This is a genomic window from Gluconacetobacter liquefaciens, assembly GCF_003350405.1.
Classification (GTDB): Bacteria; Pseudomonadota; Alphaproteobacteria; order Acetobacterales; family Acetobacteraceae; genus Gluconacetobacter; species Gluconacetobacter liquefaciens.
Map to the genome: position 1 here is coordinate 1 of NZ_QQAW01000015.1, position 19,483 is coordinate 19,483.

The 19,483-nt window shown below is 60.5% G+C and carries 14 protein-coding genes and 1 pseudogene; 9 read left to right on the forward strand and 6 right to left on the reverse strand.

Annotated elements, in window-relative coordinates; genetic code table 11:
- From C7453_RS17060 to C7453_RS17085, 6 genes and pseudogenes are all read right to left on the reverse strand, one after another.
- A pseudogene (locus C7453_RS17060) lies at positions 1-362 on the reverse strand (tonB-system energizer ExbB); the annotation flags it as partial.
- Positions 359-595: a hypothetical protein gene (locus tag C7453_RS17065; RefSeq protein ID WP_114729248.1), complete on the reverse strand. Its 237-nt coding sequence runs from the start codon at positions 593-595 to the stop codon at positions 359-361. The gene C7453_RS17065 and the pseudogene C7453_RS17060, both read right to left, overlap by 4 nt.
- Complete coding sequence (locus tag C7453_RS17070; RefSeq protein WP_114729250.1) at positions 592-1,836, reverse strand: PepSY-associated TM helix domain-containing protein; 1,245 nt, start codon at positions 1,834-1,836, stop codon at positions 592-594. The genes C7453_RS17065 and C7453_RS17070 overlap by 4 nt, the downstream gene beginning before the upstream one ends.
- 352 nt (positions 1,837-2,188) lie before the next feature.
- Entirely contained in the window at positions 2,189-4,828 is a 2,640-nt protein-coding gene (locus C7453_RS17075; protein WP_245949127.1) for a TonB-dependent siderophore receptor, read from the reverse strand.
- Between the two features lie 128 nt (positions 4,829-4,956).
- Entirely contained in the window at positions 4,957-5,922 is a 966-nt protein-coding gene (locus C7453_RS17080) for a FecR family protein (protein ID WP_114729252.1), read from the reverse strand.
- A 126-nt stretch (positions 5,923-6,048) separates the two neighbouring features.
- A complete protein-coding gene (locus C7453_RS17085; protein WP_170143269.1) occupies positions 6,049-6,558 on the reverse strand; it encodes an RNA polymerase sigma factor in 510 nt (169 codons plus the stop codon).
- 342 nt (positions 6,559-6,900) lie between these two features.
- Between C7453_RS17085 and C7453_RS17090 the strand changes: the two genes are divergently transcribed.
- The 9 genes from C7453_RS17090 to C7453_RS17130 all read left to right on the forward strand — a co-directional run bounded on the left by C7453_RS17090 (position 6,901) and on the right by C7453_RS17130 (position 19,340).
- On the forward strand, positions 6,901-7,392 hold the full coding sequence (locus tag C7453_RS17090) for an RNA polymerase sigma factor (RefSeq protein ID WP_114729256.1): 492 nt from the start codon (positions 6,901-6,903) through the stop codon (positions 7,390-7,392).
- An 82-nt stretch (positions 7,393-7,474) separates the two neighbouring features.
- On the forward strand, positions 7,475-8,431 hold the full coding sequence (locus C7453_RS17095) for a FecR family protein (protein ID WP_114729258.1): 957 nt from the start codon (positions 7,475-7,477) through the stop codon (positions 8,429-8,431).
- Between the two features lie 182 nt (positions 8,432-8,613).
- Complete coding sequence (locus C7453_RS17100; RefSeq protein ID WP_114729260.1) at positions 8,614-11,094, forward strand: TonB-dependent siderophore receptor; 2,481 nt, start codon at positions 8,614-8,616, stop codon at positions 11,092-11,094.
- Between the two features lie 190 nt (positions 11,095-11,284).
- The gene (locus C7453_RS17105) at positions 11,285-11,947 is read left to right on the forward strand and encodes an NADPH-dependent F420 reductase (RefSeq protein WP_114729262.1); all 663 of its coding nucleotides are present in this window, start codon (positions 11,285-11,287) and stop codon (positions 11,945-11,947) included.
- Positions 11,944-12,375, forward strand: coding sequence for a DOPA 4,5-dioxygenase family protein (locus C7453_RS17110; RefSeq protein WP_114729264.1), 432 nt, complete (start codon positions 11,944-11,946; stop codon positions 12,373-12,375). Before C7453_RS17105 ends, C7453_RS17110 begins: the two co-directional genes overlap by 4 nt.
- 159 nt (positions 12,376-12,534) lie before the next feature.
- Positions 12,535-14,010, forward strand: coding sequence for a DUF3375 domain-containing protein (locus C7453_RS17115; protein ID WP_114729266.1), 1,476 nt, complete (start codon positions 12,535-12,537; stop codon positions 14,008-14,010).
- Positions 14,007-14,765, forward strand: a complete 759-nt coding sequence (locus tag C7453_RS17120; RefSeq protein WP_114729268.1) for a DUF4194 domain-containing protein — start codon at positions 14,007-14,009, stop codon at positions 14,763-14,765. Before C7453_RS17115 ends, C7453_RS17120 begins: the two co-directional genes overlap by 4 nt.
- The gene (locus C7453_RS17125) at positions 14,758-18,162 is read left to right on the forward strand and encodes an ATP-binding protein (RefSeq protein WP_114729270.1); all 3,405 of its coding nucleotides are present in this window, start codon (positions 14,758-14,760) and stop codon (positions 18,160-18,162) included. The genes C7453_RS17120 and C7453_RS17125 overlap by 8 nt, the downstream gene beginning before the upstream one ends.
- On the forward strand, positions 18,159-19,340 hold the full coding sequence (locus C7453_RS17130; protein ID WP_114729272.1) for a Wadjet anti-phage system protein JetD domain-containing protein: 1,182 nt from the start codon (positions 18,159-18,161) through the stop codon (positions 19,338-19,340). Before C7453_RS17125 ends, C7453_RS17130 begins: the two co-directional genes overlap by 4 nt.
- Positions 19,341-19,483: the final 143 nt, after the last annotated feature.

Genomic DNA, 19,483 nt, shown 5'->3' on the forward strand with positions numbered 1-19,483 from the left:
ATCAACTTGCGGCCCTCGGCGGCTTCCAGCCGCTCCAGATGCAGGACGATCCGCTCCTTCAGCCCGTCATGGTCGTCGGGGATGTCGTGCGAGCGCTGGCGTTCGGTCTCGGCGGCCATGACCAGCGTGTGGGCGATACAGTTTTCGCGGGTGCCCTGCTCGCCGAGATCGAGCGTTCCCGCCGTCTCCAGCGTCTTTTCCGCCTTCGTCAGCGCCATGCGGGTGCGGAACAGTTCGACCGACTTGGCGATGAAGATGGTCCAGGTCAGCAGTGATGCCACCGCCAGCAGGGTCATCACGCAGCGGACCACCGGCCCGGCATTGAGGAACATCTCCCACGGGGAGAACGACAGGTCGATCATGAACGACCTCCTTTGTCAGATGGCCGGCTCCATGCCCGCACCAGGCAGATCACCGTCACGATGAGGGGAAGGGAAAGGACTGCCCACGACAGGGCCAGCCAGATGCCGTGCTGCCCCAGCAGGGCCGAGAGCAGGCCGAAGACGGTCAGCAGCCCCAGCGCGATCGGCCACGGCCAGACCGCGACCGACGGCCGGCGGCCGGAGAGGGCCTGTGCGGGCGGAAAGGCGTTCATCGCGCACCCTCCGCCAGCGCGGAAACGGGGGTGCCGTCTCCGTCATCGAGATCGTAGCCCAGGGCGCGCAGGCGGGCGTCGGTGGCGACCTTGCGCTTGCCTGCCCACAGCACCAGCCCGCTGACCAGGACGACGATGACCATCACATCCAGCAGCGCCCAGAGGATGCGCAGCGGCATGCCGCCATAATCGCCGAAATGCAGCGGACGCGAGATTTCGAGAAAACGCAGATACCACGGCATCGGATAGGCTCCCGTCAGGTTCCCGGTCCGGGCATCGATCAGGACCGGCGTGAACAGGCGGGCCCGCAGCGGCGTGGCCCCGCGCGTCCACAGGACGTAATGGACCGGACTGCCGAAGGAGGCGCCCGGAAAGGAAAGGCCCGTGACCTCGTTGCCGGGAGCGGCCTTGCGCGCCGTATCGAAGGCCGCCTGCACGGAGGACAGATGGTCCTGCGCCGGCACAGGCAGATGGGCATAGGGCTTGAGGATCTGCCGGACATCCGTCACGCGCCACAGGCCGAAGAGCGGGGTCTGGAGTTCGTTGACCAGTCCGGTGAAGCCGACCACCAGCGCCCAGACCAGGGTCGCCGCGCCCAGCAGGTTATGCAGGTCGAGCCAAGCCAGGCGCGCGGCACGATCGCGCCGGACGCTGCCGAAGGGTAGCCGCTTCATGAAACGGCCGTAGAGCACGGTCCCGGAGACCAGGGAGGCCACGAACACGCCGCCCATCGCGCCCATGAACAGGGCACCCGGCAGGCCGGCGAACAGGTTCATATGCAGGCGGGTGCAGGTGCCCAGGATGGCGGCCGTCCAGGTGCGCGGCGCCTTCGGCGCATCGGCCGGCCGGGATTGTTTCAGCACCTTCGCCGTGCGAGCGTCGAATTTGATCCAGTGACCGGAATGGCGGTCGGGAAACGTCTCGTCGTCCTTCAGGGCCTGCCACGAGGGGGCCATGGAGACGAGCACGGCGGGCTCGTCGTCGTCGGGCGCGACGTTGGTGACGATCTGCCCCGGATAGAGCGCGCGGGCCTTGCCCACGATCTCATCAAGGCCGGCATTGGGCGTTCCCGGTGGCAGGACCTCGTATGGCGGGTCGTCGTCGCCGATGAAGGCGTCCCAGATCTGTTCGGAGAACAGCATCGGCAGGCCGGTCACGCACACGATCAGCAGAAACAGCGTGCAGGCCAGGCTCGTCCATTTATGGACGACGAACCAGCGGCGCAGCGTGGCGGTCGTCATGCCTCAGGCCCTGTCCCTGGATGGCGCAGAAGATGCGTCTACGAATGAGTCGCAATGCCCAAATCCACGCATAGTCACGTCTCGCATCCTCTTTCATGCCGCAGGGGGAGCCCTCGCCGAGGGGCGGCTCCGCGGCCCCCATGGAACCGAAACAGGGGCCTCTATTGTCTAAGACGATTCAAACCGGCTTTTCGGTAACGGAAATTCCGAAAAAATCCGTCACCCGGACCGATGGCTGCTCTGCGCGATGCGCCGGAGGCATGGAATTCCGGCGCTTGCGGCGTGAACTCACGAATCCGTCAGGAATGCGCCTGGCACATTCGGCGCATGCGGAACGGCCGGGGCGGCCCGCCTACCAGCGATAGGAGAGGTTGCCGTACACGCGCCGGCCCTGGCCGAGATAGCAGGAATAGGTGCCGCCGCATGAGGTGACGTAATATTTGTTGGTCAGGTTGGAGACCGCCAACTGGCCGCGAAGCCCTTTCAGGAACGGTGCGGCCTGGGCGAAATCGTAATGCGCGCCGATATCGAACAGCACATAGGACGGGACCTTGAAGCTGTTCACGGCATCGGCATAGGTGAAGCCGACATAACGGACGCCGCCATTGAAACCGAAACCTTTCAGGACGCGAACCGGCGGGGTGTAGTCGAGAAAGGCGTTGGCGAGGTTGCGCGGCACGGATTGAATGTATTTTCCCCTCTCCGAGATGACCGCACCGGCGGTACCATCGGGAAAATCCTGCTCGTCGGAGAGATTGGTCTTGGCGTAGGTGGCCGAAATATAGCTGTAGGACGCCATGAAGCGCAGATCGCGGGTGATGTTGGCATGCGCCGAGACTTCGAAGCCTTCCGACCGCACCCGGCCGCCATCTGCCGAATAATTGGTGTGCACAGGATCGTTGACCAGATAATGGTCTTCGTTGATGCGGTAGGCCGCCGCCGTCACCATGACATTGTGGTCCGCTGTTTCATATTTCAGGCCCGCCTCCATCTGGCTACCGGTCAGAGGGGGGAACGGCTTGGCATTCCAGTCAGAGCCGCTTTGCGGGACGAAGGATGTCGAATAGCTGAAATAGGGCGACAGGCCGAAATCGAAATTATAGACGATGCCGGCGCGCCAGGTGAAAGCGTTCTGGGGCCGAGGGACCTGGCTATTGTCTGTATCGGTTATACTATGACTTGCGTTGCGATTGCTCGCGAGGCCACCATGGCCGTGGTAATTGATCCAGTCCTGACGACCACCGAGCGTGACGGAGAGTCTTTTATATTTTATCTGATCCTGGAAATAGACACCTTCCTGAAAATACTGATAGGTGCCGTGGGGATGGGTGACCATGCATGCACTCGACCTTATGTCGATGCAGGGAACGTAATTGCTCTGCGGGTTGTAGATATCCACGACGCTGTAGCCGTCTTCGCCGGGATAACCGTTATGTCCGGGTGTCCAGTCGATATAGTTGCTGGTTGAATATTCGTACTGCCGGAAATCGGAACCGACGATCCAGGTATTGCGGACCGGGCCGAGATTGAATTTTCCCCCTACCCTGCTGTCCAGCCCGATGGTCGTGCTTTCGGAATGCGTCTGCATCGGCATCCTCTCGAGCAGCGTCGGCGAAATCATGCCGCCACCGGTGTTCATGCTGCGGGTCCAGCTTGAGGACTGTTCCCATCGGAACGTCTGGCTGAAATTGATGGCATCGCCGAATTTATGCTGGAACATATATTCGAACATCGCGTCGCGGTTGCCGTCGACATTCCAGTTCGGGTCGCCAAAGAAGCGGCTGCGGGGGATGCGCCCGTTGGGATTGTCCAGCAGCACGGAGGGTGGAAGCTGTGTATTGTTCAGGCCGTTTCCGGGTGTGTAGAGATAGCTGCCCAGCAGGGTCAGCGAGGTCTTGCGGTCGATATCCCACGTGAGCGATGGCAGGACACCCACGCGGTTGTAATCGAGATTGTTCGTCTGGGTGCCCTGGGTCACGCCGATAGCGGCCACGCGGTAGCGCACATTGCCGGACCTCGTAACCTTGTCACTGAGATCGAGCGTGGCCTCGTAGCGGCCCCAATTGCCAAAACCGAGCGTGACTTCGTGCAGCGGCGTATCCGTCGGCTTTTTCAGGCTCATGTCGATCATGCCGCCGGGCGTGGTTTGGCCATACATGACGGAGGCCGGGCCATTGAGCGCTTCGACCCGTTCCAGAAACGCGGTCTCGCCAGCGCTGTAGGAGTAGGAACGGATGCCGTCGACGAACTGCGAGGTACCGAATCCGCGCTGCATGATGTTATTGCTGTTGGCGGCGCCGGACTGGTAGCCGCCCATCGTCTCGGCGTTGATCCCCGGTGTATAGCGCAATGCCTCCATGAGGTTCTGGGGCTGCTGGTCGATCATCTGCTGTTTCGTGATCACGTAAATCGAATTGGGGATTTCCCGCAGCGGTGTGTCGGTCTTGGTGCCCACCACCGTGTTTTCCGCCACGTAGCCGACACCGGGACCGGCTGGATTCTGATGCACGACCATGCCGCCGACACGCACCGGCCCCAGCGTGATGGTGGAGGAAGAGGCCTTGCCGAGCGTGACGCTGTTGGGACCCGTCAATCGATAGGCCAGGCCCGTGCCGGCGAGAATCCGCTCAAGCGCGGTGGACAGGGACATGTCACCGCTGATCGCCGTCGAACGCAGACCCTGGCTGAGTTGGCTGCTGTAGAAAAGCTGGACGCCGGTGACATTGGACAATGCCACCAGCGCCGACGACAGGGCCTGCGCGGGAATATCCAGATGATAGACCCTGGCGGACGCATCAGGGGACGCGCGCGTTGTCTCCGCCGCGCGGACAGGAGAGGAGTTGAGCAGGACCGTACCGACAAGGGTGGCGAAGCCGAGGGAACCTGTCAGGGAAAGAAGGCTGGGAGCGCAAGGATTTTCCCTGCCGTGCCTGTTTGAAGATTTTCGAAGGGGTATCCTGTAACCGACCCTGCCTGTCGCACGCATGTCCATCTTACCGTTCCGTTATCCATCGGCATGGCTCTCGTCCATGCAAATGAGAAAAAATCGCATCCATTAGTGAGGACGAACGGCGACGAGAATGATATGAGTGCCCGAAGCAATTTTTTTGCGAAGGCTGTTCAGCTTATGGGCGAGAGGGTGACCAGCCAGGGCGTGTAATGCCGCACGCGCAGGCGCAGCGACGCCGCGATGGTCGCGATCGCTGCATCGGGGTCCGTCACGCTGACGGCTGCCGTAACCGGCAAGGCCTTCAGGCGCGGGTCCATGATCAGGATACGACCTCGGCGATATCGGGACAGTTCGGTCACGAAATCGGCCAGCGGCATGCCATCCGCCACCAGCCGGTTATCCCGCCATGCAAGAACGAATGCCGGGTCGACGGTCGTCGGCCCGGCCGCGCTACCGTTCGCACAGCGGACCTGCTGGCTTGCGGCCAGCCTGATCCCTCCGACGGGAGGGGTGACCGTCACCTCGTCCCGAATGGCTGTGACCAGGGTACTGTCGGTCAGGTGATTCACGTCGAACAGGGCGGCATCCGTCCGCATGACTGCGCCCCCCGCCGTGACGAGAAACGGCCGATGCGGATCGTATCGGGCATCGAACAGGGCCTGGCCGGCATGAAGCGTCATGTGGCGCATGCGAGGTGACCAGGACACGGACAGGGCGGTGCTCCGTGCCAGTTCGACTGTGGAGCCGTCGGCGAGGGCAATCGTTCGCGACGTATCGATGCCAGTTCGGTAGTCCGCGAAGAACTCCGGATGGGTCGCCACATAGCCGCCGCCCGCCACAATGCCCGTTACGGCGGCCGCCGCAGTGCCCATCCATTGCCGCCGGCTCAAGCGGCGCGGGCCCGGATCATTGGCTATGGGGGGCGCGATGACGCCCGGCCCCCTCTCCGGTGCGAGGGCATCCAGCCGGGACCACAGCATGGTGGCATTAGCCCATGCGCGCTGTTGCGTTTCTCCCTGGGCAAGCCATGCCGCCCATGCCCGCCGGTCGTCTTCACTGGTATCGACATCGTTCAGGATTGCCAGCCAGTGAAGCGCCTCCTGCCGCGCGGGTGCCTGGTCGTCTTCATCCATCATCGTCTTCGCGCGTTGCAGGCGCGCTCCATCATGGCCCGCACGACACCATGGACGTCAACCGCGCGCGACGGATGCCCTCTTGCAGGACCGAGCGCATGAGGATGCGGAAAAAGAGAGAACAAAGTTCTATTTTTCCTGTGCCAGCGCCCGGTCGAGGGCCGCGAGTGCGGTGACCATGTGCGTCACGACCGTATTGCGGCTGATCCCGAGCCTATCCGCGACCCGCTGATAGGAAAGCCCTTCCAATTTCGCAAGAATGAAGACTTCGCGACAACGCGGGGGCAAGGTTTCCACAGCGGCACGCAATCGTTCAAGCTGGTCCCGCTGAATCGCGATCTCTTCGGGAGAGGCGTTGGGTGCGGCGATGGCGCCGGTCTGGCGCTCATCCGCCTGGATCTCGATCTGAAGAGTGTCTCTCCGCAGGTGGTCGAGCGCCAGATTCGATGCAATCCGGTACAGATATTTCGCGGGACTGTCCGGCATCTCGGGATGATGGCGGCGAGCAATACGGACCCACACATCGTGGGTCAGGTCTTCCGCAAGCGCGTGGTTGCCGACTTTCCGGAACAGAAACCGCAGCAGACCCGATCGTTGCTCAGAGAAGATTTCCGGCCAGCTCCGGGAACCGGCGTTCATCGTATCCAACCTCATCCTTGCGGCTCAGGCCATGCCCACGCGGATCACACCTCGGGCCGCGTCTTCCGATCCGGCCGCTGCCCGTCCGGCCTTCCGGCCCTCGGGCCGTTTTCCGCTGCGTCCCATCAGATGACCAGATTAAGAATTGCTGTCAACACCAGCGGTGCCTGCCCCGCTGCCGTCAGGATGGCAGCGGGAAGCGTACAATCCTTTGATAAAAAGACGATTGCGACATACCGGACCAGGTCCGATAACAAAAATACCTCCCATAATTGCGAATAATTATCAACAGTGCTAGGAGGCGGGAAGCGTCATGGAAGTCGGGCGGCATATTTCGTGGACATGAGACGGATCAGCGGGCTCTTTCTGCGCCATCGCCGGGAACTGGCCGATTATGTCAACCGGCGGCTGCATGACCGCGATCTGGCGACCGATTTCGTGCAGGAGACCTTCCTGCGCTTCATCGAGCATGGGGATGCGCTTCCGGCCGGTGCCTGCCGCTCTTTCCTGTACAGCACGGCGCGGAACCTGACGGTGGACCATGTGCGCGCCTTACGCAGACGGCGCACCGCGAGCGTCACGCATGACGACCTCGCCCACATCGCCGACGACCAGCCCTGGCCCGAGGAGGTGGCGGCGGCACGGCAGAAGATCCGCCAGCTTGCTGCCATCCTGGATGAGCTGCCTCGACTGACGCGCCGCATCTTCGTGCTCAACCGGGTTTCCGGCCTTAATTACCGGCAGGTTGCCGCCCGTCTCGATGTCTCGGAAAGCACGGTACAGAAGCACCTCGCGACCGCGCTGCGGCATCTGCTGCGTCGGCTCCCGGCCTGATTCATGCGGTCTTCGTTACTGCTTTCCTGATGCCGGAACGTCTTGACCATATACGCCCCATCACGATTCACGGGCAGGAGACATGACGGACACCGATGACGACCGGCAGGCGGCGACCGAAGCCCAGGCCGCCGACTGGATCATCCGCCTCGGCGGCACGCCGCTCGGGCCGGAGGACCAGCGGAGCCTGAGGGCGTGGCGGGCGGCTTCTCCCGCTCATGAGGCCGCCTTTCGGCGCGCATCCGCCTTATGGTCCGACCTCGACGTGGGCGGCTGGCAAAAAAAGACGCGGCGTCGGCGCCACGCGGCCGCTGCCGCGACGACCGGCGCACTGGGTTGTGCGCTTCTCTTTGCCGGCCTCAGCGCGGGCTGGATCGACGCACCGCACTGGTTCGCCGATTATGCGACCGCGCCTGGCGAAATCCGTACCGTGCGGCTTGCGGACGGCAGTATCGTGGATCTCGATAGCCGGAGCGCGCTTGCGATCCATTACAGTGCGACCGAACGGCGTGTCGCGCTGCTGGACGGTAGCGCCTATTTCAAGGTTGCCCCCATGATCGGCGACGAGCACCGGCCCTTCGTGGTCGCGGCCGCGCGCGGCACCGCGACGGCATTGGGGACACAGTTCATGGTCACCCGCGATGCCGGAGGGGTCGACACCACCGTGACGGAACACAGCGTCCGGGTGGCCACCAGAAATGCCGATAACCTCCCCCGTTCGGTGATCGTGCCCGAGGGGCAGCGTGCGCATTACGACCCCGACGGCACGTTGGGCATGGCGCAGGCCGCACCTGTCGCCGCCCTGACCGCCTGGCGCACGGGGCAGCTTGTGTTCGACGATGCGCCGCTCTCCCGCGTTGTCGCGCATCTCAATCGCTACCGGCGCGGCCGCATCCTGCTCATGGGCCGGGGGCTTGGCGAGCGTCGGGTGAGCGGTGTGTTCTCATGCGCCGATATCGACGGGGCCGTGACGACGATCACCCGCGAACTGGGCGTAAAGACGATCACCCTCACCCGCCTTGCCACCGTGATCTATTAGCGCTGTTTCCGGAACGGGGGAAAACACCTTCAACCAATTGATATTTCGTTTGAAAATAAAAATATTCACTTTTCAGGAATAAAATCTTACCGACTTTCCTCCCCTCGGACGTCCTACCCAATGACGCAAATGCATTGCATTCGCGATCATGAGACCAACCGGCTGGTAGGACAATTGAAGTCATGGATCGGAAGACGGCGCGAGGGTTCAAGAGGCGCGGATACAACAATACTCTGCTTTTTCGCCTGCTGATGTCGGGGAGCGCGCTGGCCTGCGGTGCCCTCGCCCTGTGCCCCGCGATTGCTCTGGCCCAGACGGCCGGCATCACCGCCGGGCAGCAGAAGCTTTCGGTGAATATTCCGGCCGGTGACCTGAACAGTTCCCTGCTTGCCCTCAGCCAGGCGGCGCATCTTCAGATTTTCTATGACATGGGCAAGGTGAAGGGCCTGAAGGCGCATGCCGTCTCGGGAACCATGACGGCGGACCAGGCCCTGGCGACCATCCTGAACGGCAGTGGCTATAGTTTTTCCAGATCGGCGGGGAACCGCGTATCGCTGGTGAAGACATCAGCCAGCACGATTGTGCTTGGCCCGGTCAAGGTGGGCGGCCATGTTTCCGAACCGAATGCGCAGGCCCCCTATGGCCCTGGCGAAGGGTTCGTCGCCACACGTTCGCTGTCCGCGACCAAGACCGACTCGCCGATCCTGACCACGCCCAAATCCATCTATGTCATCACCCGCCAGCAGATGGACGACCTTCAGCCCCTGACCATCGACGAGGCGCTGCGGTACGCTCCGGGCATATCGGACCCGATCGGCGGCAGCGGAACGCCGATGAACAATTCCCACGACATCTACCAGCGCGGCTTTCAGTCCGACACGTTCGTGGACGGGCTGATGACCGGCGTCTCGCCTTCGGTTGTCGAACCGTTCATGCTGGACCGGCTGGAAGCGCTCAGCGGGCCGGCTTCGGTCATGTATGGTCAGGCCGCACCCGGCGGCATCATCAATGTCAGCCTGAAGCGGCCGACCGAGAAGGCCCAGAATCAGGTCAATATCGGCTTCGGAAGCTACGGCCGCTATGAAGGGCAGTTCGACAGCAGCGGTCCGCTGACCAAAGACGGGAGCCTGCTGTATCGCATCGTCGCCATCGGCAACACGCAGGGTGACCAGACGCAATACAAGAAATACGAAAGGTTGGCGATCCAGCCCGCCCTGACCTGGAAAATCGACCGGAAGACGGAACTGACCTTTATCGGCCAATATAATTACACGCCCGCACTCATGTCCAACGCCGGCGGTCCGGCCATGGGGGCCATATTTCCGCAGAAATACCTGAAATACAGTCCGTACACTTTCACCAGCGACCCGGCGTTCCAGAACTCACACCAGAATAGTGGTTTTTTTGAATATATCTTCTCCCACATATTCAACAGCCATCTGAAATTCAGCCAGAATTTCCGCTACGAGCATGTGGACAGCTATTTTGCCCAGTTGTTCAGCCAGGGACTGGTCGCGGGCACTTCGAACATGAGGCGATACGCGCTCGTCAATAGCGACCAGGGTTATTCCGTCCTGCTGGACAACCACCTTCAGGGCGATTTCTCCACCGGCCCCGTCAAACATACCGTCCTGATCGGCGTGGATTACCGATTGCAGAAGGATGTCAATCGCTACGCTTTCGATTTCAGCACGGTCCCGACGCTCAACCTTCTGTCCCCGAGATACCATCAGTACACCTACGCCGATTTCATCAAGGGCAGCGGCAATGAATGGGACGCTGATCATAATTACCTCGAACAGGAAGGGATCTATTTTCAGGACCAGTTCCAGTGGAAGGGCCTGAACATCATGCTCGGCGGCCGGGAGGACTGGAACAACTGGTACGATCAGTTCCAGCGTGCCTTCACCTGGCACGCCGGCGCATCGTACGAACTGCCTTTCGGGCTCGCGCCATATTTCAGCTACGCGACCTCGTTCAACCCGCAATCCGGTGACATTTACGGTGCGGGACAGGCGTCTCCCCTGGTGGGAAAGCAGTGGGAAGTCGGGCTGAAATACCAGCCGCGTCATTCACAGATGCTCTTTACCGCCGCCGCCTATGATCTGCGCGAGAACAATGTTCTGATCAACGATCCGGACCACCAGAATTTCGATCTTCAGGTCGGACAGATCCGGGTGCGCGGCGTCGATCTGTCGGCGAATGCCAATCTTGCCCAGGGGCTGAATCTGAGCGCGACCTACAGCTACATGGAGCCGCAGAACAGCCGCACCAATCTGACGACCACCACCTATACGGGCGAGACCGTCTCCATGAAGGACAAGGCACCGTCGCAGCTTCCACGCCATACGGTCAGCCTGTTCGTGGATTACAAATTTCCCCGCGACATCGCGCCGGGCCTCTCGATCAATGCCGGATTGCGCTATGTCGGTTCGACTTACGGAGACAATGCCAACTCTTTCAAAGTCCCGGCCTATACCGTCTTCGACGGCGGCGCGACCTATGATTTCGGTGCGCTCATGCACAGCCTGAAAGGGCTGAACATGCGCGTCAGCCTGATCAACGCCTTCGACAAGCAATATGTCGTCAGTTGCTCCTCCGGCTCGTCCTGCGCCTGGGGTCAGCTCCGCAGGGTCTATGGTTCGGTCGGCTATCGCTGGTAGCGTGGATTCTTCCTTCGGTTTTGGAGAAAAGAGCCAAAAACGTCTGATCCGTTCGGGAACCTTGGGCCTGCGTGCCCGATGCTCCTGAACGGGAAAGACTTGCCGGCCACTCTTCCGGGGGGTCTTGTCCCGGTCGCCTGTCGTTCATAGCTCAACAGTTGCGAGAGATGCTCAGACACCGGAGACGCATATGAAAATCGGCATTATCGGCGCCGGCCACATTGGCAGTGCCCTGACCAGGCGCCTGACGGCACTGGGACATACCGTTCTGGTGGCCAACTCCCGCAATCCGGCGACCCTGAGCGACCTCGCGGCCGAAACAGGGGCGACTGCGGTCACACCGCAGGAGGCGGTAAAGGACGTCGATCTGATCGTGCTGACGATCCCGGAGAAGAACGTTCCCCATTTGCCCCACGATCTGTTCGCGGACGTTCCCCCAGCCTTGCCGGTCGTCGATACCGGGAACTACTACCCCCAGCAACGGGACGGCCGGATTGCGGCGATCGAGGACGGCCTGCCGGAAAGCCGCTGGGTCGAGCAGACAATCGGCCATCCGGTCATCAAGGTGTTCAACAACATATATTCCCTCCATTTGCAGGAAAACGGCAAACCGCAGGGAACGCACGGGCGCATTGCCCTGCCGGTCGCGGGTGACGACCCCACCGCGAAGGCGATCGTGCTGGATCTGGTGAATGATCTCGGCTTCGATCCGGTCGATGTCGGTGGGCTGGACGAATCCTGGCGGCAGCAGCCCGGCACACCAGTCTATGCGGCCGATCTGGACATGGCGGGCGTGAAAAAGGCACTGTCCGAGGCCCGGCCCGAACGGGCTGCACAATGGAAGGCCACATGACGCCGATGCCCGAACCGATCCGGCTGGTCGAGACGATCGCCAGCTACCACGCCCATGTGTATTTCGAAGGGCCGGACGAGCGGGCGGCCGCCGAATGCCTGCGCGCGGCCATCGCCGACCGCTTTGCCGTGCGCCTCGGCCGCTGGCATGAGGTGCCGGTCGGGCCGCACACCCTGCCCATGTATCAGGTCGCGTTCGACACCACGCTCTTCGCGACGCTCGTGCCCTGGCTGATGCTCAATCATCAGGGGCTCAGCATCCTGATCCATCCGAACACACGCTTCCCGCGCCGGGACCACATGCGCGACGGGGTGTGGCTGGGCCAACGCCGCGCGTTGCTGGCCGAGCGCGTGCCCGAGAGCGCGCCCGAGGCCGATGGCGCCGGCCTTCCGAATACCCGGCCGGGCAGTCAGGAAACCGCTGATTGAGGTTTCCTCCCGCCCACGTCCTGTCGATGAGGCAGCCTGTTCCGTTGCCTTCCTCCGGCACGCCAGACCGCTGAGAACCGCCTCCCTCGCCTCGCAGGGCTGCATCCTGTAACAAGGCCCCCTTGGCATCGGTGGTCGATCGGATATGGACTGGCGCGGATGAAGCTCGATTTCACGACTCTGAACAGCATGCGCCAGCATAATGCCGCCTGGCGCCTGTTATGCTCGGACCATGCGCCCCTTATTCTCAGCTTTCTGCATCAGGCGTTCATCCGCCCCAATGTGCGCAGCCTGGAAGCCGAGAGCATGGCGGAAGCGCTGGAAGACGTGCTGTATGCGCTCCGCCAGCAACTGGATGAGACCGCGTTTCCCAGAACGGCGCGGGAGTATCTGGAAGACTGGGCTTCTCCCGACAAAGGTTGGCTGAGAAAATTCTACCAGCATGGCACGGACAATGCCGTGTTCGACATGACCCCGGCCACCGAGAAAGTCCTGTCATGGCTGGAGCAACTGGCCGAACGCAGCTTTGTGGGCACGGAATCGCGCCTGCGGACGCTGTTCGACCTGCTGCGCCAGATGAATGAGGGCTCTCAGAGCGACCCGGACCAGCGCCTGGCGGACCTGCGCCGGCGTCGCGACGAGATCGACGCGGAAATCGCCCGAATCCAGAGCGGCGACCTCAGCCTGATGGATGATACCGGCATCAAGGAACGGTTCTCGCAATTCACACGCATGGCGCGCGACCTTCTCGCCGATTTTCGTGAGGTGGAGTATAATTTTCGCCGCCTGGACCGCGCCGTGCGAGAACGCGTTGCCTTGTGGGATGGCACCAAGGGCGCCCTGCTGGATGAAATCCTGACCCAGCACGACCTGATCAATGAGTCCGACCAGGGACGCAGTTTTCAGGCCTTCTGGAACTTCCTCATGTCCAATCGCAGGCAGGAGGAACTGTCGCAGCACCTGGAGCGCATTCTCTCCCTGCCGGTTATTGCGAACCTGCACCCGGACCCGCGGCTGCGCCGCATTCATTATGACTGGCTGGAAGCCGGCGAACACACGCAACGCACGGTCGCGCAGCTGTCTCATCGCCTGCGTCAGTTTCTCGATGACCAGAGCCGGCAGGAAAGCAGGCGCATCACGGAGATTCTGTACAACATCGAGGCGCACGCGCTCGCCATGCGTCCCTACCTGTCCGACTGCCCGCCCGACGAGGCCCTGATCGGGCTTGATGCCATGTCGGCCTCCCCAGACCTGCTCATGGAACGGCCGCTTTATACGCCTCCTCTCCCCACGATCCTGACCATCGACCCGCTTCCTGACGATGAAACGGACGATGCCGACCCGACGGCCCTGTACGAACAGGTTATGGTGGATCGGGTGCGCCTGGCCGAAAACATTCAGCAGGCTCTGGCAGAAGTCCCGCAGGTCAGCCTGGCAGCCCTGCTGCGCCGTTATCCCCTGGAACAGGGGTTGTCCGAACTGGTGGCCTATCTTCAACTCAGCAGTGAGCGCTTCGAGAGCCTCATTGATGAAAAGACAAACGACCATGTAAGCTGGGATATCATGACCGCTGACGGATCCATCATAACGCGCGACGCCACCCTTCAACGCGTGATTTTCGTGAGATCGGCATGAGCCAGACGGTCGACGCCCCGGATGACGGGCAGGCTCCGGCTCAATCCCCCGCGTCTCTCTCCACACTCGCCATCGCCCTGCTGAAGGGCGTGATCTACCGGGAGGACGATGAAGGTCAATGGGGGCACCTGCTCCATCTGCAAAATCAGATGCGGGATTATGTATCCGTGCTGGGGCTAGTCCTGATGATCGACCCCGCTGAAGGCTATGCCTATCTGCGCAGCATACCCGAGGCGGAGGAGGATGAGGGCGCAGCGCGCATGCCCCGCCTGGTCGCGCGGCGGCCGCTATCCTTTCATGTCAGTCTGCTTTTAGCCCTGCTCCGCCAGCAATTGGTGCGATTCGATGCCGTGGGGGGCGAAACACGGCTTATCCTCAGCCGGAACGATATCGCCTCCATGCTCCAGACGTTCCTGCCGGAGAGCAGCAATGAAGTCCGGCAGCTCGGGCAGATTGAAACCTACATCCGTCGCGTGACGGAACTCGGCTTTCTGCGCCCCATGGCGCCTGACAGTGCTGACGCAGCCAGCACGGCGCCCCGCTATGAGGTGCGCCGTATCCTCAAGGCCTATATTGATGCCGACTGGCTGGCCACGCTGGACGAACGGCTGGAAGCCTACCTGGCACATGCCCGCAGCCTGGAACAGACCGACGAGCCCCTGGCGGCCGCGCCCGCCACGTCCGAGCAGGCCGCCGAGCCCGACGCCCAGCTTTTTCCAGACTATGCCGATGCAGGACTGATCGACCGTGAGTGATACCCAGCAAGCCCCGCTAGACTTTGCCGTCGATGATCGTCTGGCCGGGTTCCGCCTGCATCGTCTGGAAGTGCTGAACTGGGGCACGTTTGACAAACGCGTCTGGCGCTTTGACCTCAACGGCCGGAACGCGCTGCTTACAGGGAATATCGGCTCTGGCAAATCCACCCTGGTGGATGCCATCACGACCCTGCTCGTGCCCGCACAGCGCATTGTCTATAACAAGGCCGCCGGGGCGGAAACGCGGGAACGCTCGCTCCGCTCATACGTCACCGGCCATTATAAGTCCGAACGCAACGACGCGACTGGCTCCACCAAGTCGGTCAGCCTACGCGATACGCAGAGCTATACGATTATTCTTGGTGTTTTCAAAAACGAAGGCTACCTGCAAACCGTAACGCTGGCGCAGGTTTTCTGGACCAAAAAGCAGCAGGTTCAGCCGGCACGGTTTTTTGTATCCGTAGAAAAAGAACTCTCCATTCAGGAGCATTTTACCGGTTTTGGCACCGACATCCTGCAACTGCGCAAGAATCTGCGCGCGCTGGGGGCGGAAGTCGAAGACAGCTTCAACCGGTATGCCGCATGGTTCCGCCGCCGCTTCGGGATTGAAAACGAGCAGGCACTGGATCTGTTCCTGCAAACCGTCTCCATGAAATCCGTCGACAACATCACGGACTTCGTACGGGAAAATATGCTGGCGCGGTTCGATGCCACTGACCGTATCCATGCCCTGATTTCTCATTTTGAAGATCTGAACGACTCCCATCAGGCTGTTCTGAAGGCCCAGAAACAGATCAGCCTGCTGACGCCCCTGGCCGAAGACCTTGCCACTCACAAAGACAGTGAAGCCCGCAGCGACACACTCAAGACGTTCCGACAGGCTCTGCCGGGCTATTTTGCCAGCCGGAAAGCCACGCTGCTCGAACAGCAGATCGCCAACGAGCAGGAGGTCTCCACAACCAATCAGCAACAATTGGCGGAACAGGATGCTACCCGCATAACCTGCCGGCAAAAGCTGGACGAGATCGGGCAGGCCATCTACGCCAATGGCGGCGACAGGCTGGAGCAACTGGCTTCCGCCATCCAGCAGGCGGAAAAGACCTGCGAGGAGCGTCGCAGGAATGCCGCGCACTACGCCACGCTTGTGGAACAGCTCAACGTCAGGCCAGCCGACTCCCCCGAAGGCTTTCAAGAGCTTACGCTTCACCTCAAAAAGCAGAAAGGCGAGTGGAAGAAGCAGGACACCTGGCTTGCAAAAGACCTGACCGAGCAAAGCATTCTTTTCCACGAGGAAAAGAATCAGCACGCCGAAATCGTCACCGAACTGGACAGCCTACGGAAACGTCAGAGCAATATTGACGAACGGCAGATCCGTATGCGCGCCATGCTCTGTGATGCCTTGGACGTTTCCGCCGAAGACTTACCCTTTGCCGGAGAGCTCATCCGTGTACGCGATGATGCACGAGAATGGGAAGGTGCGGCAGAGCGCCTGTTGCATGGCTTTGCGCTCTCCCTGCTTGTGCCGGATCATCTTTATGCGCAGGTCGTGGACTGGGTTGACCGCACGCACCTGAAAGGCCGCCTGGTCTATTACCATATCCAGCAACATCGCTCGGGCACGCATGCTACGCGCCAGTCGAATACGCTGGCCCAGAAACTGGAGGTCCATCCGGACTCACCCATACGGCTCTGGGTGGAAAACGAACTGGCTCACCGCTTCGGTTTTACATGCTGTGAAACACAGGACCATTTTCGCAATTCCAGCAAGGCCGTAACCCGGTCCGGACAGGTGAAGGAGGCGGGCGGGCGACATGAGAAAGACGATCGTCACCGGATCGATGACCGAAGCCGTTATGTTCTGGGGTGGAACAATGCCATCAAGATTGCGGCCCTGGAAGAGAAACAGCGTGAACAGGAAGCGCTGATACAGAAACATGCCGGTGAGATTGCGCAGGCCGAAAACACCCGCAAGATGCTACAGGAACGGTTTGAGACCCTGACCAGGCTGGAGCGCTATCCCGATTATAGCCAACTGGACTGGCATGGTGCTGCGCAGACAGCAGCCCAGCTCACAGCAGAACGGGAGGCACTGACAGCGACATCCGATGTTCTGCGTGAACTCAAGCAGCAGCAGGATCAGGCGGAACAGGCATGGCGGCAGGCTGAAGCGGATTATATGGTCCTGCTCAAAAAGCAGGCGCGGCTGGACCAGTCCATGGAAACGCTTCAGGCACGCTTGCAATATTGCCGGACAGTGCTGGACGATTATGCGCTCACACCGCAGCATGAGCAGGAACTCGACCAGCTTCAGCGACAGATGAATGGTGTTGAATTAACCAGCCCCGATGCCTGTGATGTTGCGCAAACGCAGCTTCGTGACCTGCTGGATACACAACTCGACCATCTTCAGCGCACGCTGGATAGCCTGCGTGACAGTATTTTGGGCGACATGCGTGAATTCCGGACGACTTACCCTTTAGAAACGCAGGACATCGACTGTCATCTGAAAGCAGGCCCTGAATATTGTGCATTGCTGGCACAACTCCAGAAGGATGACCTGCCCCGCTTTGTCAGTCGCTTCAAGAATCTCATGACTGTCAACACCATCAACGAAATTGCGAATTTCAACGCACATCTGGCGCAGGAACGGGAGATCATCAAGGAGCGCATTTCGGTCATCAACACCTCCCTCACCCAGATTGACTACAATCCGGACCGCTATATCCGCCTTGAAGCGCACCAGACATTGGACCCGGAAATTCGGGATTTTCAGACATCTCTTCGAGCCTGCACGGAAAATTCCGTTTCCGGAGATGATACCGAACAATATTCCGAACGGCGCTTTCATCGGGTCAAAGAGATTATCGAACGTTTCCGGGGGCGAGAGGGTCGGGCGGAACAGGATCTTCGGTGGACCAGAAAAGTGACCGATGTACGCAACTGGTTTTCCTTCGCTGCCAGCGAACGCTGGCGTGCGGATGAGACCGAATTTGACCATTATACAGATTCAGGCGGCAAATCCGGTGGCCAGAAAGAGAAGCTGGCCTACACCATTCTGGCAGCCAGCCTGGCCTATCAATTCGGGCTGGAATGGGGTGAAGTGCGCTCACGCTCATTCCGCTTCGTGGTGATCGACGAGGCTTTTGGCCGTGGGTCTGATGACTCGACCCAATATGGTCTGCGGCTGTTCCAGCAACTGAACATGCAGCTTCTTATCATTACGCCATTGCAGAAAATCCACATTATTGAACCGTTTGTTTCGAGTGTCGGCTTTGTCGACAATCGGGACGGGAATTACTCGCGCCTGCGCGTACTCAGTATCGAGGAGCATTTTACCAACAAGGCGTCTCTGCATGACTCAACGCCAGAACGGCCAAGGCATGAGAGCCTGGCGTGACCTGGACCACGCAGGCGGACCTCAGAGCACATCTTGAGCGCTTGTGGAAAAGGGGCATACTGCCAAATGCCCTTATCATCAGGACCAGCCTGTTTCCGATAGCCTTTCCCCTGCGCACGCCAGGCGCATCCGATATTACGCATCGCCTGCCTGCCGTCAGAGAGTGGGTGGACACACTCAAGTCCATACCGCATGTCAAGCTCATTGCGCACACGGTCAACAACCGGGCACAAGGCGCACAGACACTTCCGCAAACGATCGTTATTGAAACATTGGAAGATGCTCTGGCCATTCTGGGCAAAGAAGACATGGCCCGACAGATCATGGCTCTGCATGACCTTACGCTGCAACAGGCACCTTTCTTGCAGGACTGGCTCTCTCAAAATGCTCTGACGGCCCATCGTCACGCGGCAGAATGGCAGCGACTATTGACGCTGACTCTCTGGATGAAGGAAAACCCTTCTCCCAATATCTATCTGAGACAGGTCGACCTACCGGGAATTCATACCAAATTTATCGAACAACATAAGGCTATTCTTTCCAATCTTTTTCAGCATACCCTCCCCGCGCAAGCTGTTAATGCGTCATATTCAGGCACTGCCCAGTTTGAATCTTGCTACGGCTTTCGCACCAAACCTTTGCGTGTGCGTTTTCGGGTGTTGGATGCCGCACTGTCTCCGGTCCCCGCCTGCGCGCATCCGGACATCACCCTAGACTCTGAAAGCTTCGCAGCCCTCCCTCTTTCAGGCTGTCGCATTTTCATCGTAGAAAACGAAAATTGCTTTCTTGCATTTCCGCTGCTTGAAAATGCGCTGGTCATCTTCGGTGCGGGATACTGCTGGGGTTCCCTGAAGCGCGCCCACTGGCTGCGAGACTGCTCCGTTTATTATTGGGGAGATATCGACACGCACGGATTCGGCGTTCTTGACCAACTCCGGGACATTTTACCACATACCCGCTCTTTTCTAATGGATGAACAGACTTTTCAGACCTACCGCCAATTCTGGGATACGGAACCCACTCCCGTCCGGCGGACGCTTTCACGCCTGACACCATCGGAACAGACTATTTTTACCGCCCTTCAAAGCCATCGCTTCGGCCCCAACCTGCGCCTTGAGCAGGAACGGATTCATTTCTCCGATCTGCAACAGGTGCTGGATCAACTGACCGGCCCATAGCCCCCTTCCTTGCCCGCGACCTTCGGCCGATTTCCTACGGTCTGCTGCCAAAGGGCAGACCCAGAAACCGAGGCTTCAGCGCTGGTTTGACCCATCGGGCAGTACCATCAGCAATGGGCGCGCCTTTTACCCATTGCCGACCG